Source organism: Natronococcus sp. A-GB1 (assembly GCF_029688845.1).
Classification (GTDB): domain Archaea; phylum Halobacteriota; class Halobacteria; order Halobacteriales; family Natrialbaceae; genus Natronococcus.
Genome location: NZ_JARUKW010000007.1, coordinates 145,839 through 163,676 on the forward strand (window position 1 = coordinate 145,839; position 17,838 = coordinate 163,676).

The following is a 17,838-nucleotide window of genomic DNA, read 5'->3' on the forward strand; positions in this document are numbered from 1 at the left end:
TGTCCGAACGTGACGGGTACGGAGGGATCGATACCACAACTAGCAATCACTTTCTTCCGATCTCGCCTCCGAACGGACGTGGCACCAGGTGCCAGACCGACCATGCACGAACCCACGACCTCCGACGACGAACCGACCCGCGAGCGACCGACCGACGCTGCCCCCTCGAGACCGACGACGGAACGACTCGCGGCCGTCGTCGTCAGCGAGGAGAACCGGCGGGATCGACTGACCGTCTACCCGGCCGACAGCTCGAACGACGTGACGCGAACGGCGTGGCTGACCGCGACCGAAGACACGTTCGTCGACCTCGAGGCGTGGCGGTGAACGGTTTCGCCTCGCAACGCCGTCGCTACACGGAGCGAGTACCCGAGAGAACGGTTTTCGCGATCTACTCGAGGAGAACGGCGTTGACCTGACCGGTCTGGCCGGGTCGGGACGTCACGCGGGCCTGGCCCTCGGAGGTCTCGACGACGGCGCCCTTCGTGATGATGTTCCGTCGGACGTAGTTCGGGTTGGCGTCGTTCTCGACGACGTCCTCGATCTCCGCGGTGACGGTCTCGCCGTCCTTGTTGACGCTCGCGACGTTCGTCGCGAGGGCGCGGGTCTTCGTGTTGCTACCGCGAACGTCGACGACGCGAAAGCGGGGCTCGCCGACCTGCGTCTCGGTCGGGAGTCGACCGAGTTCGTTCTTGCGGCGCTTTCGGACGTTCTTCAGTCGGCCACCGGTTCGCTTTCGCGTAGAGCGTCCCTGGTTTTGCATACCCGGACAACGGCCCGGCGGATACTTGAATCCACGCTTTCGGATCGGCCGGCGATTTCGGCCGGCTGACGCTTACTCCTCCGGGACCAGACAGTAGGCGTGGCCCGGCTCCTCGAGGATCGTCTCCTCGTCGTCGTCCCAGTAGTTCGTGAAGACGCCCCGTTCGGCGTAGTAGATCCGACCGTCGTGGGGAACCGGCGCGCTCGTGACGTGGCCTCGGTTCTGTACCCGCCAGCGCCGTTCCCCGGTCTCCTTGTCCAACGCGTACAGGTGCGAGTCGTAGGAGCCGACGAGGATCGTCCCGGCGGTAGCGGTCACCGCGCCGATGATCGAGCCGTCGATATCGGTCGCCCACAGCTCCTCGCCGGTCTCGCAGTCGATCGCGTAGACGTGGTCGTCGTTGCTCCCGGTGTAGACGACGTCTTCCTCGGGATCGAGCGCGGGGTTGGCCATCGATCGGTTCTCGAACTCGAAGGTCCACTCCTCGGTTCCGTCCTCGAGATCGATGCAGTGGAAGCGCTCGTCCCAGGAGCCGACGTAGCCGTAGCCGTCGTGGGCCGCGATCGTCCCCTTGATCTCCGCGCCCAGGTTGAACTCGCCGTCGGCCCTCTCCTCGCCATCGGGACCGTCCTCGCCGCCGGTCTGGTACTCCCAGGCGAACTCGAGGTCGGGGAACTCCCAGCAGTAGACGACGCCGTCGTTCGAGCCCGCACAGATCCGGCCCGTCTCGAGATCGATCGTCGGCGAGGGGTGGGGCTGGCCCCAGATGCGGTCGTCGTGCCAGGTGGGCTCGCCCGTCGCCGCGTCGAACGTCCACAGCGCCCCCGAGGAGGGGCTCCCGTACTCGGCGATCACGTATAGCGTCCCGTCGTAGTAGGCAGGACTCGAGCCGATCGCCAGCGTCCCCTCGAGTTCATGCGACCGGGTACGCCAGACGATCTCGCCGGTCTCGACGTCGATCGCGTACAGGTCGCCGTCGTAGCCGCCGATGTAGGCGGTGTCGTCGACGATCGCCGGCGAGCCGTGAAAGCCCAGATCGGTCGCGCCCGTCTCGGTCAGCCAGCGGGGTTCGCCGGAGGGCTGAACGCCGTGGACGAACCCGGTGTCGCCGGCGATCACGATCGTCTCGCCGTCGGGCGTCGGCAGCGGGCTCGACTTCGCCGCGGTGTGGCCGACGTTGTTGATCGGAAACGACCAGTTGACGCTGACCGAGTCGGGGACGGTCTCGTCGGGGAAGTAGCCGAGCCGTCGCAGGCCGCGACGGAACATCCTCACGTCGTCGTCGGGGTGAGTCGCGTACGACGAGACGTCGTCGGCGACGTCCGGTTCGTCGCCGGTCGCGCCGGGCTCGTCGTCGTCGGTCGGCTCCCACAGGGCACAGCCCGCGAGCCCTGCGGTCGCGGCGACGCCCGCGGTCTGGAGGAATCGCCTGCGGTGACGCGAGCCGTTCGATTCGGAGCCGGCGACCGGAGACTGGGATCGGTGTGGCATGGCGGGAGGTTCTGTGAAAATTCGAGGGATCGATCCCACAAAAGAATCTCGGTGTCCGGTTCCGACTTCGTGAACTCGACTACTCGTCCTGCTGGGCGTCGACGACCGCCACGCCCGCCAGGTTCACGATGTCCTTGACCTCGTCGCCCCGCTGGAGGACGTGAACCGGCTCGTCCATCCCGACGAGCATCGGTCCGATCGCCTCCGCGCCGCCGAGACGCTGGAGCAGCTTGTAGCCGATGTTGCCCGCCTCGAGGTTCGGGAAGACGAGCACGTTCGCCGGCTCCTCGAGCTCGGAGAAGCCGTACGTGCCCTCGAGGATCTCCTCGACGACGGCGGTGTCGGCCTGCATCTCCCCGTCGACGGGGAAGTCGACCTCGGGGTCGTCCTGGAGCCGAGCAGCAGCTCGACGGGGTTTGCGGGTTCCCTCGTTGTTGACGCTGCCGAAGTTCGAGTACGACAGTAGGGCCGCTCGGGGCTCGACGTTGAACCTGCGCGCGAGCTTGCCGGTCTGTTTGGTGACCTCCTCGAGGACGTCGGCGTCGGGGTTCTGGTTGACCGTCGCGTCGGCGATGAAGATCACGCGGTTCTTGAAGGTGAGCATGTAGACCCCGGCGGCGTAGTCGACGTCGTCGGCGGTGCCGATCACCTGCAGCGGCGGACGCAGCGCCGACGGGTAGTGATACGAGAGCCCGGTCAGCAGGGCGTCGGCGTCGCCCTGTTCGACCATCACGCTGCCGAAGTAGTTCGAGTCGGTCTCGACGAGCTCGCCCGCCTCGGTCCGGGTGATCCCCTTTCGCTGGCGCAGTTCGTGAAGCCGGTTGGCGTACTCCTCGTAGTCGCCGACCGATGGGTCAGCAACCTGGGGCTCGAAGTCCAACCCGAGGTTCGCGGCCGTCTGGCGGATCTCGCTCTCGTCGCCGATGAGAATCGGCATCGCGATCCCCTGTTCCTGGATCTGGTAGGCTGCCCGGATCATCTTCTCGTTTTCTCCCTCGGCCAGGGCGACGCGCTTGGGGTCGCTTTTCGCCTTGTTCAGCACGACCCGCATCATCTCGCGGGACTTGCCCAGTCGGGCCTCGAGCTGTTCCTCGTACTCCTCGAGGTCGATCTCGGTGCGGGCGGCGCCGCTTTCCATCGCGGCCTCGGCGACGGCGGGGGCGACGCGGAACAGCACCCGCGGATCGACGGGTTTCGGAATGATGTACTCGGGGCCGTACTGCAGCGGCTCGTCGCCGTAGGCCTTGACGACCGCGTCCGGAACGTCCTCGCGGGCGAGGTCGGCCAGCGCTCTGGCGCAGGCGACTTTCATCTCCTCGTTGATCTCGGTCGCCCGAACGTCGAGCGCGCCCCGGAAGATGAAGGGGAAGCCGAGCACGTTGTTGACCTGATTCGGGTAGTCCGAACGGCCGGTGGCCATGATGACGTCGTCCTCGCGGGCGGCTTTCGCCTCCTCGTAGCCGATCTCGGGATCGGGGTTGGCCATCGCGAAGATAATCGGATCCGACGCCATCGCCCGTACCATCTCCTGGGAGACGATGCCGCCGGCCGAGAGTCCGACGAGGACGTCCGCCCCCTCCATCGCGTCCGCGAGACTGCCCTCGGGTAGGTCCCGGGCAAACTCCCGCTTGTACTCGTTGACGTCGCCCGCCCGAGCGCGCTCCTCGGTGATGATCCCCGAGGAGTCACACATGGTAATGTGCTCCCGTCGGACGCCCAACGAGACGTAGAACCGCGCGGAGGCGATCGCGCTCGCACCCGCCCCCGAGATGACGACCTCGAGCTCCTCGAGTTCTTTCCCCGCGATGTCGGCGGCGTTGACGAGCGCGGCGCCGGAGATGATCGCGGTGCCGTGCTGGTCGTCGTGGAAGACGGGGATATCCATCTCTTCGCCGAGCCGTTCCTCGATGGTGAAACACTCGGGTGCCTTGATGTCCTCGAGATTAATCCCGCCGAAGGTCGGCCCCATCATCTTCGTGGCCGTGATGAGCTCCTCAGGGTCGGCCTCGTCGAGTTCGATGTCGAAAACGTCGATGTCGGCGAACCGTTTGAACAGCACTCCCTTCCCCTCCATGACCGGCTTCGAGGCCTGGGCGCCGATGTCACCGAGGCCTAACACCGCCGACCCGTTCGAGACGACGCCGACGAGGTTACCCTTCGCCGTGTAGGAGTAGGCATCCGTCTCGTCGTCGGCGATTTCCATACACGGGGCGGCGACGCCGGGCGAGTACGCCAGCGAGAGATCCCGCTGTGTATTCGTCGGTTTCGTCGTCGATATTTCGATCTTTCCCGGCGGATCCGTCCGGTGATACTCCAGTGAGTCCTCGTCCAGTCCCATACCGGTGGGACTGTGGGGCACTACTAAAAACAATGTGAAAGGCACAATCGACGATCGTCGAACACCGCTCGAGCGCGGCGGGACGGCGATTCTCGGAGTCGACCGTTTTATACGCACCGCTCCAGTGGGTTGGGTATGGACGTCGCGCTTGGTGGGACGTTCGACCCCGTTCACGACGGTCACCGCCGACTGTTCGAGCGGGCGTTCGAACTCGGGGACGTAACCGTCGGACTCACGACTGACGAGCTCGCGCCGAAGACTCGCCACGTCGAGCGACACGTCAACTCCTTCGAGGAACGAAAGCGAACTCTCGAGGACGAGTTCGAACCTCTCGCCGAGGAACACGATCGCGCGTTCGAAATCCGCCCCCTCGAGGAGTCGACGGGGATCGCGACCGAACCGCAGTTCGACTACCTCGTCGTCTCGCCCGAGACGATCGAAGGCGGAAAACGGATCAACGAACTCCGCCACGAGCGCGGCCACGACCCCCTCGAGATCGTCGTCGTTCCCCACGCCCTGGCCGACGACGGCGATATCATCTCGAGCACCCGCATCGTCGAGGGCGAGATCGACGAGCACGGTACCGTTCTCGAGGGCGGCGCGGAAACGGAGCAGCACTGACGACCGGTGTCGATTCGTTCGCCGCAGCTATCACGCTCAGTTCAGTAGTCTGATCGTTCGGCTCGGTTTCGGCCGCGTATCGTACACTTACGAGCGAGAGAAACGATGAAACGGTCCGCACCGAGAGCGATGGCCGGTCTTACCACCGGGGCGGCTCGAGTCCGGCCTCCTCGAGGAGGTCCTTCCAGCGCGACTGGATCGAGAGCCGGGAGACGTCCGCGGCCTCGGCGACGTCGCTCTGGGTTCGGCCGTCGCTGGCGACCAGCGATCCCGCGTAGAGACTCGCCGCCAGCGTCGCTCGCTTCGAGCGATCGGCCTCGGGAACGTCGAGCAGGAACAGCTCCGCCGCACACGATCGGGCTTCGCTCGAGAGCTCCAGTCGGTCGGCGGCCTGCTCGAGGTCCTCGAGCCAAGGTTCGTACTCGATGCGATCCCGGGCGCTATGCATACCCCACCGTACCCGTTCGCCGGAAATAAACCTGCGGCCCACGGCGGGGTCACGACTCGAAACGGTAATCCCGGCCCACCGGTTCGGTTCGCAGTTCCAATAGCCGGCTAGGCGTGACAACATTCAGCTACGAACGACTCAACGAAACGGCCGTTCTCCGCGGATTTCACTAGGACGCGACTACTAAAGCCCCACTCCGCTGAATCCTGGATCGACGTCCGCCGCTCCGACCGGGCCGGCCGTCCGCACTCCCATGAAAGAACCAACATGCAAGCTGGTGTGTACCGGCTGCGGCCTCGAGATGCCGTACCGGGATCGGTCTCTAGCCGAGCAGGCGGCCGAACTCCACCAGCTTCGCGACGCAGAACACGTCACCTTCATCGTTCCGCCGGACTGGTCGCCCGAGGAGCCGGTCAAACACGAGTGAGCCGGATCGACAGCTTCTTACTCGGTTCGAAAAAACCAGGGAACGAGCGCGGGTAGCCAAGCCAGGCCAACGGCGCAGCGCTTAGGACGCTGTCCCGTAGGGGTCCGCCGGTTCGAATCCGGTCCCGCGCATTGCTGTCGCGAGCAAACTCGCGAGCGACAGCAATCGTACGGCCGGTTCGAATCAGGGAGTGGCGCGAACGAAGTGAGCAGAACGACCGTGGTTCGAATCCGGTCCCGCGCATTGAGGTCCTATGACTGACCGTGACACGTTGCAACTCAGCGACGAAAGGAAGCGATTGCTTGAACAGGCAGAAGAGATCGTATCGGCTGACTCGTCCGATAATCCATCAATGAGGAAAGGTATTGACGCCGCGCTGACACACCTCATTAAGTCGCAAGAAAACCTAGAGGATGTCCGTGATCGCTATCCACTCGTAGACGTTAAGGACTGCTGCAATACCTCCGTTCTTTGACTTCGCCATCGGACAAGTATCGATTCAAAGTGGCGGTAGCTGCTACTTCAGTCGTCAATTCCGGATCGGTGGCCAATTCTACTGCGCTCATCTGTAGAACTCGATACTTGCGCCAATAGCCGATTCTGTTTGGAACAAGTAGTATCTCTCGCTCACGAAATCACAGGTCAAACTCGTCGGGTATTCGCATCTACAGATGAGCACAGCGGCTTACACACCATGTACTTGAGAGAGCGTGGTTACAGAAGATCTTGGCAACAATTGATTCTACAAACCGGGTGTCTCTCCTGCCGACGAGGTAAACTAACGGCTCCCATCCCAACGAGCTACAGCTATACTTTCACTACGCTTCGCGTAACTATACAAACCTCCAATAAGAACTGTCAGAGAACAGAATGCCGAATTTCCCGGACTCTCATCAAGAGGAAATCACCGAACGAATTGAGGAAAGAGCAGAGACCGTCGAAGAGCGACTTGAAGAAATCTCCCGAGGCCGAACTAATCCCTCGTTAGAAGACCTCACAATCCATTCTGCGAAGAAATACCGCCTCGGGATTGTTTTCGTCGATATCAACGACTTCAGCAACTACATGAGTAGAAATGACGACGAGGACACACTGTTCATGCTGAATGTATTTATCCCCGAGATCATGGAACTGGTCCGTGATTTCGATGGGAAACTTGAAAAGAACACAGGTGACGGCATTCTCGCGTATTTCGGTGCAGGTGAAGATGATGGAGATGCGGTCAAAACACTGTTAGAGTACATCGCTACCGTCAAATGGACGTTGAAGTACCATGTCAATCCGAAACTGGAAGACAACGACGTTGAGACGATATCGATTAGTACCGGGTCAGCGTACGACACAGTCTACATCTCACGCATCGGTGCTCACAGCGGCAACCAGCGGATGAACCGGTTAACAGCAGTTTCAACTGGTGCGAATATCGCGTCAGAGCTTGAAGCGATGGCAGGAACAGACCAGCATTACGTGAACGATGGCGTCTACGAGTATTCAGACGACGAGAACGGATGGGGACAATACGTGGAACATGTTGGTAAGCACAACGGGTATACCTGGGGAAGTCCGCTGAAAGGGAACGACACCGCTCAGTACTACAAGTTCACCGGGATTTGGCAAGAGTAACCTATGTCGTCACCGCCCACTGATTTTTCGACACAAACACTCTCTCATCTGAACGAGTACATCAAATTCGCTGACCAGAAAGCGTCTGTCCTCCTAACAGGGCAGTTAGCGTTTCTCGGACTGTTCGTTAACGTCCTTGACGGAAACTGGGCTGGGGCCGGCATTGAGTTCAAGGTCCTCGCAGCGGTGACAATCGGGGCTACCTTACTCGCAGGGGTGTTCGCAGGCTGGGTGATTTACCCGCAGACAGAGCCTTCTGGCGAGGCTTTGCTATTTTGGGAGAACATCAACGCGGAGTCTCTCAATGATTACAAGTCTGAGATCAAGAATTTGGACGAGGATGCAGTGTTGGGAGAGATAATGGAGGAGAATCGCTTGTTAGCGGAAGTCGCATCGAACAAATATTGGCGTTTGAAGATTTCTTTGGTTTCGACAGCGGGGACTGTGTTTTTCGCTACATTATCTACGGTTTCCATGTTCTGGGTTGGGTGAGTGCTCCGCCGTTGACCGCCAACGAGTATCTAGGCGCAGTGCTTAGGACACTGTCCCGTAGAGGTCTGCCGGTTCGAATCTGGTCTCGCGCAGTAAAACCGCCGTTCGAGAAGCTGCTTAGAAAACGTCGTCCGTGGTCTCCGCGTCTCTGATGGCGCCGAGCGTCGTGTATCGGAGTCCCTGCGGGTACTTCGAATCGTAGGGTATCGGGTCCTCGAGTTCGGAGAGCGAGCCCGGTTCGAACGCGATCACCTTCTTCCCGTCCGCAATCTTCGCTCCGTCCCGATAGTCCAACGGATCACGCAACAGATCGGCGTCGTCCGGCTCGAGAATTGCATCGACTCTCGCGAGATACTTCACCTCTCGAACGTCCCCCGTCACGTACATCGCGACGTACTCGAACTCGCTGCCCACCCGAACGAACCCCCAGGCTTCGTTTTCCTTCAGGAACGGCAGTCCCGACTCTCGAGTCGGAAACACCGCGACGGTCGCCGAATCGTCTCCCTCGAGTTCCTCCCGCGACACGGTCCCGGAGACGTGATTCTCGAGCGGTGCGAGTTCGCCGGTACCGTTCGCTGCGACCGATTCTTCCGCCGGAGTCTCGGTTTCGTCCGCGTCTACGATCTCGTTGGTCGACCGGTCGGACTCGAGCGGTGGTCCGTCGCTGGCGAACTGGCGCTGTTCGGACAGGACGGAAACGAGATTCTGAACGAACTCGCGCGCCTGTTCCTCGAGGCCGATCGGGAGGTCGCCGACTTCACCCCCGACGGAGTCCGTAACGGCCTCGGTAACGGCGTCCTCGTTCTCCTGAAGTCGTCGGATCGCTCGATTGGTCCGGGCTACCTGTTCGGCGATTTCGTCCGCCTGTCCGGATCGAATCGACTCTTTCGAAAGCAGTTCCAGAACGGTAGGATTCTCGGTGAGATCGTCCAGATCGAACTGGATGACCGAAACTTCCTCGCCGCCGCTTCGCTCGCGGTTTTTCGTCAGCACCTCGAACTCCTTCCCGTTCGTAAGGATTCCCCAGTCGACGTCGAGTTCCTGTCGCATGTAGCTTTTCAGCTGCTGAGCGTCGCTTTCGGTGAGAGCCGAACGAACGGGTTTCGCCTCGACGAACACGGCGGGTGACCCACCAACGAGTAACGCGTAGTCGACTCGGGTACTGCCCGATGCCATCGGAACCGTGTACTCGAGTTCAACCTCCGTCGAGAGAAAGTCCCACCCAAGGAGCTCGAGAAACGGCTGGACGAGTCGTACCTTCGTGTTCTCTTCGTCCATCTGCGGTGAGGCCTCGATGAGCTGCCGGCACCGCGTCACGTAGTCGTCGACGTCGTCCCCGTCCATGTGACCTACGTACTAACGATACTACTAATAGGGAGTGGAAACCGGAGTTGTAGTCCACCGATCGGCGATCGTTCGATACCGTGCCAAACGTTGGCAAGACGGACGTCAGACACTCCACAACGCTTATTCGCGCGGAAGCGGCTTGTATGATCAATGGCCGGCTTAGACGATGTGTTCGGTGATCTTTTTTCGGGCGTCGACGCAGTTGCACTCTTCTCTCCGAGCGGATCGTACTACGAACGGTTCACCGACCTCGAGGACGAGGACGACGACTTCGAGTTACTGGTCGTCGGCACCGAAAACGACGTCGGCGCGGACACGTTCGTCGAGCTTCCCCTCGAGTTCGACAACATCTCCGATCGGATCCGGTTCGGGCTCGAGGGAGCGCTCGATCAGGATATCATCGACGACGGCGACACGTTGGCGTGTGCGACGAGCGTCTTTAGCGACGACATCGACACCGTCTCCCGCGTTCGCGCCGACGCCGACTCACGAACGGGGATCTACGACCTGTTCGCCCGCTCGCGGGCGGATCCGGAGGTCGTCAAGTCGGTACTGGAGCTGGCGATCGAGCTCGGACAAAAGGGACAGAAGGGGAAACCGGTTGGCGCGCTGTTCGTCGTCGGCGACGCGGGAAAGGTGATGAACAAGTCTCGACCGCTGTCGTACAACCCGTTCGAGAAGTCCCACGTCCACGTCGGCGATCCGATCGTGGACGTCATGCTGAAGGAGTTCTCGCGGCTCGACGGCGCTTTCGTCATCTCCGACGCGGGGAAGATCGTCTCCGCGTATCGGTACCTCGAGCCCTCCGCGGAGGGTGTCGACATCCCGAAGGGGCTAGGCGCCCGCCACATGGCCGGCGGGGCGATCACCAGGGACACGAACGCGATCGCGATCGTGCTCTCGGAGAGCGACGGTCTCGTCCGGGCGTTCAAGGCCGGCGAGATCATCCTGGAGGTCGATCCGGAGGCGTACTAACATGGACTGGCAGACGCTCATCGACGAGCCGGCGGTAATAGCGACGGCGGTGTTGATCCTCGGAGTCGTCATCGGCTACCTGGTTGGGCGGCTCAACGAGGAGCTGCTGACGGCCTCGGGGGTTCCCGAAGCCGTCGAGGGGACCCCCTTCGAGCGGACCGCCCAGTCGCTCGGCACCTCGACGGTCGAAATCGTTGCCCGACTGAGCGCGTGGTTCATTTATGGCATCGCTGTCCTGACCGCGATCCACATCGCACAGCTGCTGGACACCGACGCGTTCTGGCTCCGGGTAACGGAGTTCATCCCGCAGGTGTTCGTCGCGGTGCTCGTGATGATCGTCGGCTTCATCGTCGCGGACAAATCGGAGCTGGTCGTCAGCGAGTACCTTCGCAGCGTCAAACTGCCCGAGGTAGCGGTCATCCCGAAGGTCGTCAAGTACACCGTCCTGTACGTCGCCCTGATCATCGCGCTGGGACAAATCGGGGTCCACATCCTCGCGCTGTTGATTCTGCTTGCCGTGTACGCGGCGGGAGTCGTCGTCGTCGGCACCTACGCGTTTCAGGACTTTCTCGTCTCGAGCGCGGCCGGGATCTACCTGCTTTTGAACCAGCCATACGGGATCGGCGACCGGGTTCGCGTCGGCGACCAGACGGGGATCGTCCAGGAGGTCGATCTGTTCGTCACGAAGATCGAGGACGACTCCGAGGAGTACATCGTCCCCAACCGAAAGGTCTTCGAAGACGGGATCGTCCGGATTCGGGAGTAGTTCCGCGCTGGCTTCGGGACCCGAGAGCGCCACGTGACCGAGGGTTGCGCCGGCGGATCAGTCCTCGAGCGAGAGGCCGGCGTGCCAGCGGTCGACGCCCGCCTCCCGTTTTTTCTCGTCCATCCTCGCGAGTAGGTGGGTCGCCAACGTAGCGGTTTCGGCCGCCCGAGACTCACCCTCGGTGCTGAACTCGCCGCCCTGTCGGTCGGCGTACACCGTACAGACTGCGCCCGCACGAAGGCCGTAGACGCTCGCGAGCGTCATGATGGCGCTGGCCTCCATCTCGATGTTCTTGACGTTCGCGTCGGCGAGCTGCTCGACCAGATCGGCGGAGCCTGCCGCCTCGAACCCCTCGAAGCCGGGCCGCCCCTGGCCGGCGTAGAAGGAGTCGGCGCTCATCGTGACGCCGGTGTGGTAGTCGTAGCCGAGTCGTTCGGCGGCCGCGACGAGCGCGCTGACGACCTCGTAGTCGGCGACGGCGGGGTAGTCCTCGCGGACGTACTCGTCGCTCGTTCCCTCCTGGCGGAGTCCGCCGGTCGTAATGACGAGGTCGCCGACGTCCATCTCGGGCTGGACCGCCCCACAGGAGCCCACCCGGATGAAGGTGTCACAGCCGACGCGAGCCAACTCCTCGACCGCGATGGCCGCGGAGGGGCTCCCGATCCCCGTCGAGGTGACCGAGATCGGCGTCCCCTCGTAGCTGCCCGTCGCGGTGCGGTACTCGCGGTGGTGGGCCCGCATCTCGTGGTCGTCCCAGTAGTCGACGATGACCTCGAGCCGCTCCGGATTCCCCGGCAGGAGAACGGTGTCGGCGACATCCTCCGCGGCGACCTCGAGGTGGTACTGTACGTCGGCGTTCGGATCTTCGCTGTCTCCCGGCATCAGGCGCGTCGATTCGCACCCGCGGTGTATATAAATGCCGGGCTCCCGTAGCGCCGATATGGCAGACGGCACGCTCGCGGACACCTACGTCGCCGCGATCCAGCACGACCTGGCGGACCTGCCGGACGAAGCGACCCGCGTCGGCGTCGTCCGGAAGCCAGCGCCGTGGTTCCACGCCGCCGTCGACGAGAACGTCCCCGAACTGGGGCCGCCAGTGGACCTGCTCGAGGCGGTCCGCGGTACGGAGGAGGACCTCAAGAGACAGGGGCTCTGCGACGAGGGAGCGCACAACGCCGCCTGGGACCAGGTCGATTTCGGCGAGCGCTATCAGGAGCACCTCGAGGAGTCTCCGGAGGCGCAGGCGGACCTCGAAGAGCTCGCGGACCGACTCGGCGACGACGAGTCGCTGGCGCTGGTCTGTTACGAGAACACCGAGAAGAAGCGGTGTCACCGGACGATTCTGCGGGAGCAACTCGAGGAGTCGTAGGAGTGCTCCGCGCTCGTTCCCGAGCGCCAAGAACCACCCCGCAGATTTACCGCGATGCTTGTGGACAGGAGACGCATGGCGTTTTGGATGGAGAGACGGCCATCGTGACCGGGGGCGCGTCCGGAATCGGCAGGGAGACTGCGACACGACTCGCGCGAGAGGGCGCGAACGTCGTCGTCGCCGACGTACTAGACGTGGAGGGGCGAGCGACCGTCGAGGAGATAGAGTCGGCCGGTGGAACCGCGAGCTTCGTCGAGACCGACGTAAGCGATCCGAACGCGGTCGAGGCGATGGTGGCGGAAGCCGTCGGCGCGTACGAAAGTCTCGACGTCGCGGTCAACAACGCGGGTATCGAAGGCGAGAACGATCCGACCGCCGAGCAGACCGAGGCCAACTGGGACCGGGTCCTCGATATCAACCTCAAAGGCGTCTGGCTGTGTATGAAGTACGAACTGCAGGAGATGGCCGCCAACGGCGGTGGAAGCATCGTCAACACGTCCTCGATCGCCGGACTCTCGGCCGCCGGAGCGGCGCCGTACGCCGCGAGCAAACACGGGATCGTCGGACTGACACGCGTGGCTGCGACCGAGTACGCGGAAGCCGACGTCCGCGTCAACGCAGTCTGTCCCGGCGTCATCGAGACGCCGATGGTCGAACAAGCGGCCGAGGAGATCGAGCAGTTCGTCGGCATGCAGCCGCTCGGTCGGATGGGCCAGCCCGAAGAGGTTGCCAGCGCCGTCGTCTGGCTCAGTTCCGACGAGGCCTCGTTCGTCACCGGAACCGCATACCCTATCGACGGCGGCTTCACGGCGCGGTAAACGGTCGGCCCGGTGCTACTCGAGTGTTTCTTGCGTGATCGTGTTCGGCAGCAACTCCTCGAGCGTGTACTCGGTGACCTCGTTATCTCCCTCGTCACAGAGCACGACCAGGTCGCCGTCGCAGAACTCAGAGAGCGTCTGGCGGCACATCCCGCAGGGAGTGACGCCGTCCCGTCGGTCAGAGCTGACCGCGAGCCGAGAAAAGTCGCGGTGGCCGTTCTTGACGGCCTCGGCGATCGCGACCTCCTCGGCGTGGAGGCTGTTGCTGAAGTTGGCGTTCTCGAGGTTGCAGCCGACGAACACCTCGCCGCTGGCGGTCTCGAGAGCCGCGCCGACGCGGTACTCGGAGTACGGGACGTGAGCCCGGTCCTGGATCTCTCGGGCGGCAGTGATCAACTCGTCCATGATCGCGATAGTTCGACCGAACGCAAGAAGCCACCGACCCGAAGCCGATCAGTCCTCGTCGGCGTCGTAGGACTCGCCGGCGGCCTCGGGGAGCCGGGTCTTGCCGACGAAGACGAGGACGACGATCACCGTCACGTACGGCACCGTCCGGATGAGCTCCGTCGGGACGGCATAACCCAGGTTCTGGAGCTGGATCTGGACCGACTCGAGGCCGGCGAAGAGGAACGAGCCGAGCAGCGCGCCGATCGGGTGGTAGTTCGCGAAGAGGTAGGTCGCGATGGCGATAAAGCCCCGGCCGCCGATGGCCGTCTCGCCGCTGCCGGCGAACGTGCCGAGCTGGCCGAGCGCGAAGCCGGCGCCGCCGAGGCCGGCGAACACGCCCGAGAGCAGGACTGCGGCGTACCGGACCCGGCGAACGTCGACGCCCGCCGTGTCCAGCGCCTTCGGGTTCTCGCCGCTGGCGACGACCCAGCGGCCGAACGCCGTCCGGTTGAGCAGGTACCAGCCGACGACGGCGGCTCCGAGCATGATATACACCTGCGGTGGCGTGTCGAACAGCAGGTAACCGACCACCGGTAGCTCGGAGAGGACCGGGATCGTGACGTTCTCGAAGCGACCGACCCCCGCCGTGTTTGGGCTCTGGAAGACGATCCGCGAGGCAAAGGGCGCCAGCCCCAGCGCGATCAGCCAGACCGCGAGACCCGCGATGATCTGGTCGGCCTTGAACTCGATACAGACGATCGCGAACAGCAGGGCAAAGAGCGTACTCACGAGGACGCCGACGGCGAAGCCCCACCAGTGGTGGGAGAGCGCGAGCGTCGACTCGCCGGCGCCCAGCCAGAACGTGACGAGGATCGCCGAGAACGCCGAGACGATGAGCAGCCCCTCGATACCGATGTTGATGACGCCGCTCTTCTCGGCGAAGATGCCGCCGATAGCCGCCAGCGCGATCGGGACGGCGAGGCGAAGCATCGCCGTATGTGTGCTCGGGCTGGCCGCGATCGAGAGCAGCGCGCCGGCCCACGAGTCGGGGAACGCGAGGCCGGCGGCGATCCACACCGCCGTGATCGCGCCGAGACCGACCAGCAGCGTTCGGCGGCCGGGCCGGGACGGAAGCTCAATCATCGGCCTCACCTCCGGTCGAGCGAGCCGGGACGGAATCCTCGAGATCGACGTAGCGTCGGCCGATCATGCGGAAGAACTCGGGCATCGCGACGAAGAGGATGATCGTCCCCGAGAGGACGCCGACGAGCTCCGGCGGGACGTCGGTCGCGGTGTTGATCGAGTTCGAGCCGCTGTCGAGCACGCCGAACAGGAACGCCGCGAAGCCGACCCCGAGCGGGTTGTTCCCCGCGAGGATCGAGACGGCGATGCCGTCGAAGCCCAGGTCGGGGACGTTCTCGAGCCAGCGGCCGTGTTCCATCAGGACCCAGAAGGCGCCGCCGATGCCGCCGAGCGCGCCCGAGAGGGTCATGCTCGCGACGGTCATCCGTTTCTCGTCGACGCCGCCGTAGGCGGCCGCAGCGGGCTGGACCCCGGTCGTCCGCAGCTCGTAGCCGAAGGCGGTCCGGGCGAGCAGCCAGGCGATCCCGACGATGAGAGCGATTGCGAAGCCAAGCGCGAGCAGCGAGAAGTTCATCCGCGGGCTGAACCCGACCAGCGGCAGGTTCGGGATCTCAGCGTACTCGGGGACGGCCCGAGTCTGGGGGTTGTCACTTGCCGGGTCCTGGAACCGCCAGGACAGCAGCGTCGAGGTGACGCCGACGGCGATGAAGTTGAGCATGATCGTCGTGATGACCTCGTTGGCGCCCGCGTAGGCCTTGAGCGCGCCGGGGATCGCCCCGTAGAACCCCCCGCCGACGGCGCCCGCGAGGACGCCGATCGGCACCAGCAGAACGGTGCCGACGAAGCCGCTGGGGAGGTAAGAGGCGGCGAACAGCACGGTCACCGCGGTCGTCAGCCCGCCGACGACGAGCTGGCCCTGCGTTCCGATGTTGAACAGCCCGGCCCGGAAGGCGACGGCGACCGACAGCCCGGCGAAGATTAACAGCGTGGTCTGGCGGAGCGTCGTCGCGAGGTTGTAGTTGTGCAGCTCCCAGCCGCCCTCGAGCGGGTGACCCAGCGCGCCGAGGAACAGCTCGTAGTAGACCTGCATCGGGTTGTAACAGAACGTCGCCCCGGCGAGGTCAAGCCCCGACCGACAGGTCGCGAACGCGCCCGAGACGAACACGAGGACGCCGCCGAGCAGGATCGCCGCGAGCAGCGCCGCGAAACTGATCGCGACGCGCTCGAGCACCGACGCGTGGACGAGTCGCTCGAGCAGCCGTTCGAGGTCCTCACGCATCAGCGCTCACCTCCGGCGTCGGCGCTCCCTGCCCTCGCGGGCTGTGTCCTCTCGTCCGGTCGCTCCCCGGCCATCAACAGGCCGAGCTCCTCCTCGGTGACGTCGTCGGGATCCGTGACGGCGACGAACTCGCCCTCGTAGATCACCGCGAGCCGGTCCGAGAGCGCCTGCACCTCGTCGAGATTCGAGGAGACGACCAGCACCGCCTTCCCCTCCCGACGGAGGTCGAGCAGCCGCTCGTGGATGAACTCGGTCGAGCCGATGTCGACCCCCCGCGTGGGGTGGGTCGCGACCGCGAGTTCCGGATCGCGCTCGAGCTCGCGGCCGACGACGAACTTCTGCTGGTTGCCGCCCGAGAGGGACTCGGCGTGGGCGTCGGCGTCTGGCGGCCTGACGTCGTAGGTTCCGATGACGTCCTCGGCGTGGTCCCGAACGTCGGCCCAGTCGATGCGCCCGCTTCGGGCGAACCGCGCCGAGCGCTGGCTGCCGAGGACGGCGTTCTCGACGAGGTCGAACGGCATGACGAGCCCCTGCTCGTGGCGATCCTCCGGGACGTGGGCCATGCCGCCCTCGATCCGGCGACGGCGGGACCAGTCGGTGACGTCCTCGCCGTCGAAGCGAACCGTCCCGCCATCCGGCGTTCGCAGCCCCGTGATTGCCTCGATCAGCTCGCTCTGGCCGTTGCCGTCGACGCCCGCGATGCCGAACACCTCGCCGGCACGCACCTCGAGGTCGATCCCCGAAACCGCCTCGACCCCGCGGTCGTCCTCGACGGTGACGTTGGCGGCCGAGAGGACTGGGTCCCCGGTCTCGACGGGATCGCTGTCGGCCTCAAGGAGTACCTCGCGGCCGACCATCAACTCCGCGAGCTCCTCGCGGGTGGTCTCGGCGGGTTCGACGCTCGCGACGGCCCGCCCGTCCCGGAGGACGGTGACGCCGTCGGCGGCGTGCATCGCCTCGCCGAGCTTGTGGGTGATGAAGACGATCGTCTTCCCGCGCTCGGTCAGCTCCTCGAAGACGCCGTAGAGGTCCTCGACCTCCTGGGGGGTGAGCACGGCCGTCGGCTCGTCGAAGATCAGTACGTCGGCGCCTCGGTACAGCGCTTTCAGGATCTCGACGCGCTGGCGGGCGCCGACACTCAGTTCGGCGACCGTCGCCGAGAGGTCGACGTCGAACCCGTACCGATCGCAGAGGTCCCGGACCTCGCGATCGATGCGCCCGCGGTCGACGGCGAGTCCGCCCCACTTCCTGGGCTCGTTGCCGAGCGCGATGTTCTCGGCGACGGTCATCGTCTCGACCAGCATGAAGTGCTGGTGGATCATCCCGACCCCGGCGTCGATCGCGTCTCGAGGCCTGTCGAACGACCGCTCTGTCCCGTCGACGAGTACCCGTCCCTCGGTGGGCTCGTAGAGCCCGTAGAGGACGTTCATCAGCGTCGTCTTGCCGGCCCCGTTCTCGCCCAGCAGCGCGTGGACGCTCCCGCGTTCGACCCGGAGGTCGACGTCGTCGTTGGCGACGACGCCGGGGAACCGCTTGGTGATGCCATCGAGGTGAACCGCAAGCTCCTCGTCGGCCCGCGCGTCGTTTGTGGCCGTCTCGGATCCGGTCATC

20 protein-coding genes and 1 tRNA gene are annotated in these 17,838 nt (G+C 64.2%); 11 read left to right on the forward strand and 10 right to left on the reverse strand.

All coding sequences use genetic code 11. From position 1 onward, the window contains the following. The first annotated feature begins 102 nt into the window (after positions 1-102). Positions 103-327 carry a hypothetical protein gene (locus QA600_RS10115; protein WP_278291816.1) on the forward strand — a complete coding sequence of 75 codons (225 nt, stop codon included), beginning with the start codon at positions 103-105 and terminating at the stop codon, positions 325-327. Positions 328-391: 64 nt separating this feature from the next. On the opposite strand, the gene QA600_RS10120 is transcribed toward QA600_RS10115, so the two are convergent. The 3 genes from QA600_RS10120 to QA600_RS10130 form a co-directional block, all read right to left on the reverse strand. Next, positions 392-763, reverse strand: a complete 372-nt coding sequence (locus QA600_RS10120; protein ID WP_005555833.1) for a 30S ribosomal protein S8e — start codon at positions 761-763, stop codon at positions 392-394. Positions 764-835: 72 nt separating this feature from the next. Next, on the reverse strand, positions 836-2,254 hold the full coding sequence (locus QA600_RS10125; RefSeq protein WP_278291817.1) for a PQQ-binding-like beta-propeller repeat protein: 1,419 nt from the start codon (positions 2,252-2,254) through the stop codon (positions 836-838). 79 nt (positions 2,255-2,333) lie between these two features. Further along, positions 2,334-4,592 (reverse strand): NADP-dependent malic enzyme, encoded by a 2,259-nt coding sequence (locus QA600_RS10130; RefSeq protein ID WP_278291818.1) that lies wholly within the window; start codon positions 4,590-4,592, stop codon positions 2,334-2,336. Between the two features lie 135 nt (positions 4,593-4,727). Here QA600_RS10130 and QA600_RS10135 point away from each other — a divergent pair, with 135 nt between their 5' ends. Next, positions 4,728-5,213, forward strand: a complete 486-nt coding sequence (locus QA600_RS10135; RefSeq protein WP_278291819.1) for a phosphopantetheine adenylyltransferase — start codon at positions 4,728-4,730, stop codon at positions 5,211-5,213. A gap of 139 nt (positions 5,214-5,352) precedes the next feature. Here the strand turns inward: QA600_RS10135 and QA600_RS10140 are convergent, their stop codons facing one another. Beyond that, a complete protein-coding gene (locus QA600_RS10140) occupies positions 5,353-5,661 on the reverse strand; it encodes a transcription initiation factor IIB family protein (protein ID WP_278291820.1) in 309 nt (102 codons plus the stop codon). Positions 5,662-5,914: 253 nt separating this feature from the next. Here QA600_RS10140 and QA600_RS10145 point away from each other — a divergent pair, with 253 nt between their 5' ends. The 5 genes from QA600_RS10145 (at position 5,915) to QA600_RS10165 (ending at position 8,203) form a co-directional block, all read left to right on the forward strand. Next, the gene (locus QA600_RS10145; protein WP_169330925.1) at positions 5,915-6,088 is read left to right on the forward strand and encodes a hypothetical protein; all 174 of its coding nucleotides are present in this window, start codon (positions 5,915-5,917) and stop codon (positions 6,086-6,088) included. A gap of 46 nt (positions 6,089-6,134) precedes the next feature. Next, positions 6,135-6,219 (forward strand) — tRNA-Leu (locus tag QA600_RS10150). Between the two features lie 122 nt (positions 6,220-6,341). Continuing rightward, positions 6,342-6,563 (forward strand): hypothetical protein, encoded by a 222-nt coding sequence (locus QA600_RS10155; RefSeq protein ID WP_278291821.1) that lies wholly within the window; start codon positions 6,342-6,344, stop codon positions 6,561-6,563. 395 nt (positions 6,564-6,958) lie between these two features. Continuing rightward, positions 6,959-7,711 carry an adenylate/guanylate cyclase domain-containing protein gene (locus QA600_RS10160; RefSeq protein ID WP_278291822.1) on the forward strand — a complete coding sequence of 251 codons (753 nt, stop codon included), beginning with the start codon at positions 6,959-6,961 and terminating at the stop codon, positions 7,709-7,711. A gap of 3 nt (positions 7,712-7,714) precedes the next feature. Beyond that, positions 7,715-8,203, forward strand: coding sequence for a Pycsar system effector family protein (locus QA600_RS10165; RefSeq protein WP_278291823.1), 489 nt, complete (start codon positions 7,715-7,717; stop codon positions 8,201-8,203). Positions 8,204-8,320: 117 nt separating this feature from the next. Here QA600_RS10165 and QA600_RS10170 read toward each other — a convergent pair whose 3' ends face one another. Beyond that, entirely contained in the window at positions 8,321-9,547 is a 1,227-nt protein-coding gene (locus tag QA600_RS10170) for a type I restriction endonuclease (RefSeq protein ID WP_278291824.1), read from the reverse strand. 153 nt (positions 9,548-9,700) lie between these two features. Between QA600_RS10170 and dacZ the strand changes: the two genes are divergently transcribed. Together dacZ and QA600_RS10180 are read left to right on the forward strand one after the other, a co-directional pair. Continuing rightward, positions 9,701-10,525, forward strand: a complete 825-nt coding sequence (gene dacZ / locus QA600_RS10175) for a diadenylate cyclase DacZ (protein WP_278291825.1) — start codon at positions 9,701-9,703, stop codon at positions 10,523-10,525. 1 nt (position 10,526) lies between these two features. Continuing rightward, positions 10,527-11,291: a mechanosensitive ion channel domain-containing protein gene (locus QA600_RS10180; RefSeq protein WP_278291826.1), complete on the forward strand. Its 765-nt coding sequence runs from the start codon at positions 10,527-10,529 to the stop codon at positions 11,289-11,291. Positions 11,292-11,348: 57 nt separating this feature from the next. Here QA600_RS10180 and QA600_RS10185 read toward each other — a convergent pair whose 3' ends face one another. Beyond that, entirely contained in the window at positions 11,349-12,173 is an 825-nt protein-coding gene (locus QA600_RS10185) for a nucleoside phosphorylase (RefSeq protein ID WP_278291827.1), read from the reverse strand. A 58-nt stretch (positions 12,174-12,231) separates the two neighbouring features. On the opposite strand from QA600_RS10185, the gene QA600_RS10190 reads away from it, so the two are divergent. Together QA600_RS10190 and QA600_RS10195 are read left to right on the forward strand one after the other, a co-directional pair. Further along, positions 12,232-12,660 (forward strand): DUF488 family protein, encoded by a 429-nt coding sequence (locus QA600_RS10190; protein WP_278291828.1) that lies wholly within the window; start codon positions 12,232-12,234, stop codon positions 12,658-12,660. 83 nt (positions 12,661-12,743) lie between these two features. Further along, positions 12,744-13,478: a glucose 1-dehydrogenase gene (locus QA600_RS10195; protein WP_345782016.1), complete on the forward strand. Its 735-nt coding sequence runs from the start codon at positions 12,744-12,746 to the stop codon at positions 13,476-13,478. Between the two features lie 15 nt (positions 13,479-13,493). Here the strand turns inward: QA600_RS10195 and cdd are convergent, their stop codons facing one another. The 4 genes from cdd to QA600_RS10215 are packed head-to-tail and all read right to left on the reverse strand — an operon-like array spanning position 13,494 to position 17,837. Then, positions 13,494-13,883, reverse strand: a complete 390-nt coding sequence (gene cdd / locus QA600_RS10200; RefSeq protein WP_278291829.1) for a cytidine deaminase — start codon at positions 13,881-13,883, stop codon at positions 13,494-13,496. A gap of 48 nt (positions 13,884-13,931) precedes the next feature. Next, entirely contained in the window at positions 13,932-15,008 is a 1,077-nt protein-coding gene (locus QA600_RS10205) for an ABC transporter permease (RefSeq protein WP_278291830.1), read from the reverse strand. Beyond that, positions 15,001-16,227 carry an ABC transporter permease gene (locus QA600_RS10210; RefSeq protein WP_278291831.1) on the reverse strand — a complete coding sequence of 409 codons (1,227 nt, stop codon included), beginning with the start codon at positions 16,225-16,227 and terminating at the stop codon, positions 15,001-15,003. Before QA600_RS10210 ends, QA600_RS10205 begins: the two co-directional genes overlap by 8 nt. Further along, the gene (locus QA600_RS10215; protein WP_278291832.1) at positions 16,227-17,837 is read right to left on the reverse strand and encodes an ABC transporter ATP-binding protein; all 1,611 of its coding nucleotides are present in this window, start codon (positions 17,835-17,837) and stop codon (positions 16,227-16,229) included. Before QA600_RS10215 ends, QA600_RS10210 begins: the two co-directional genes overlap by 1 nt. Between the last annotated feature and the right edge of the window lies 1 nt (position 17,838).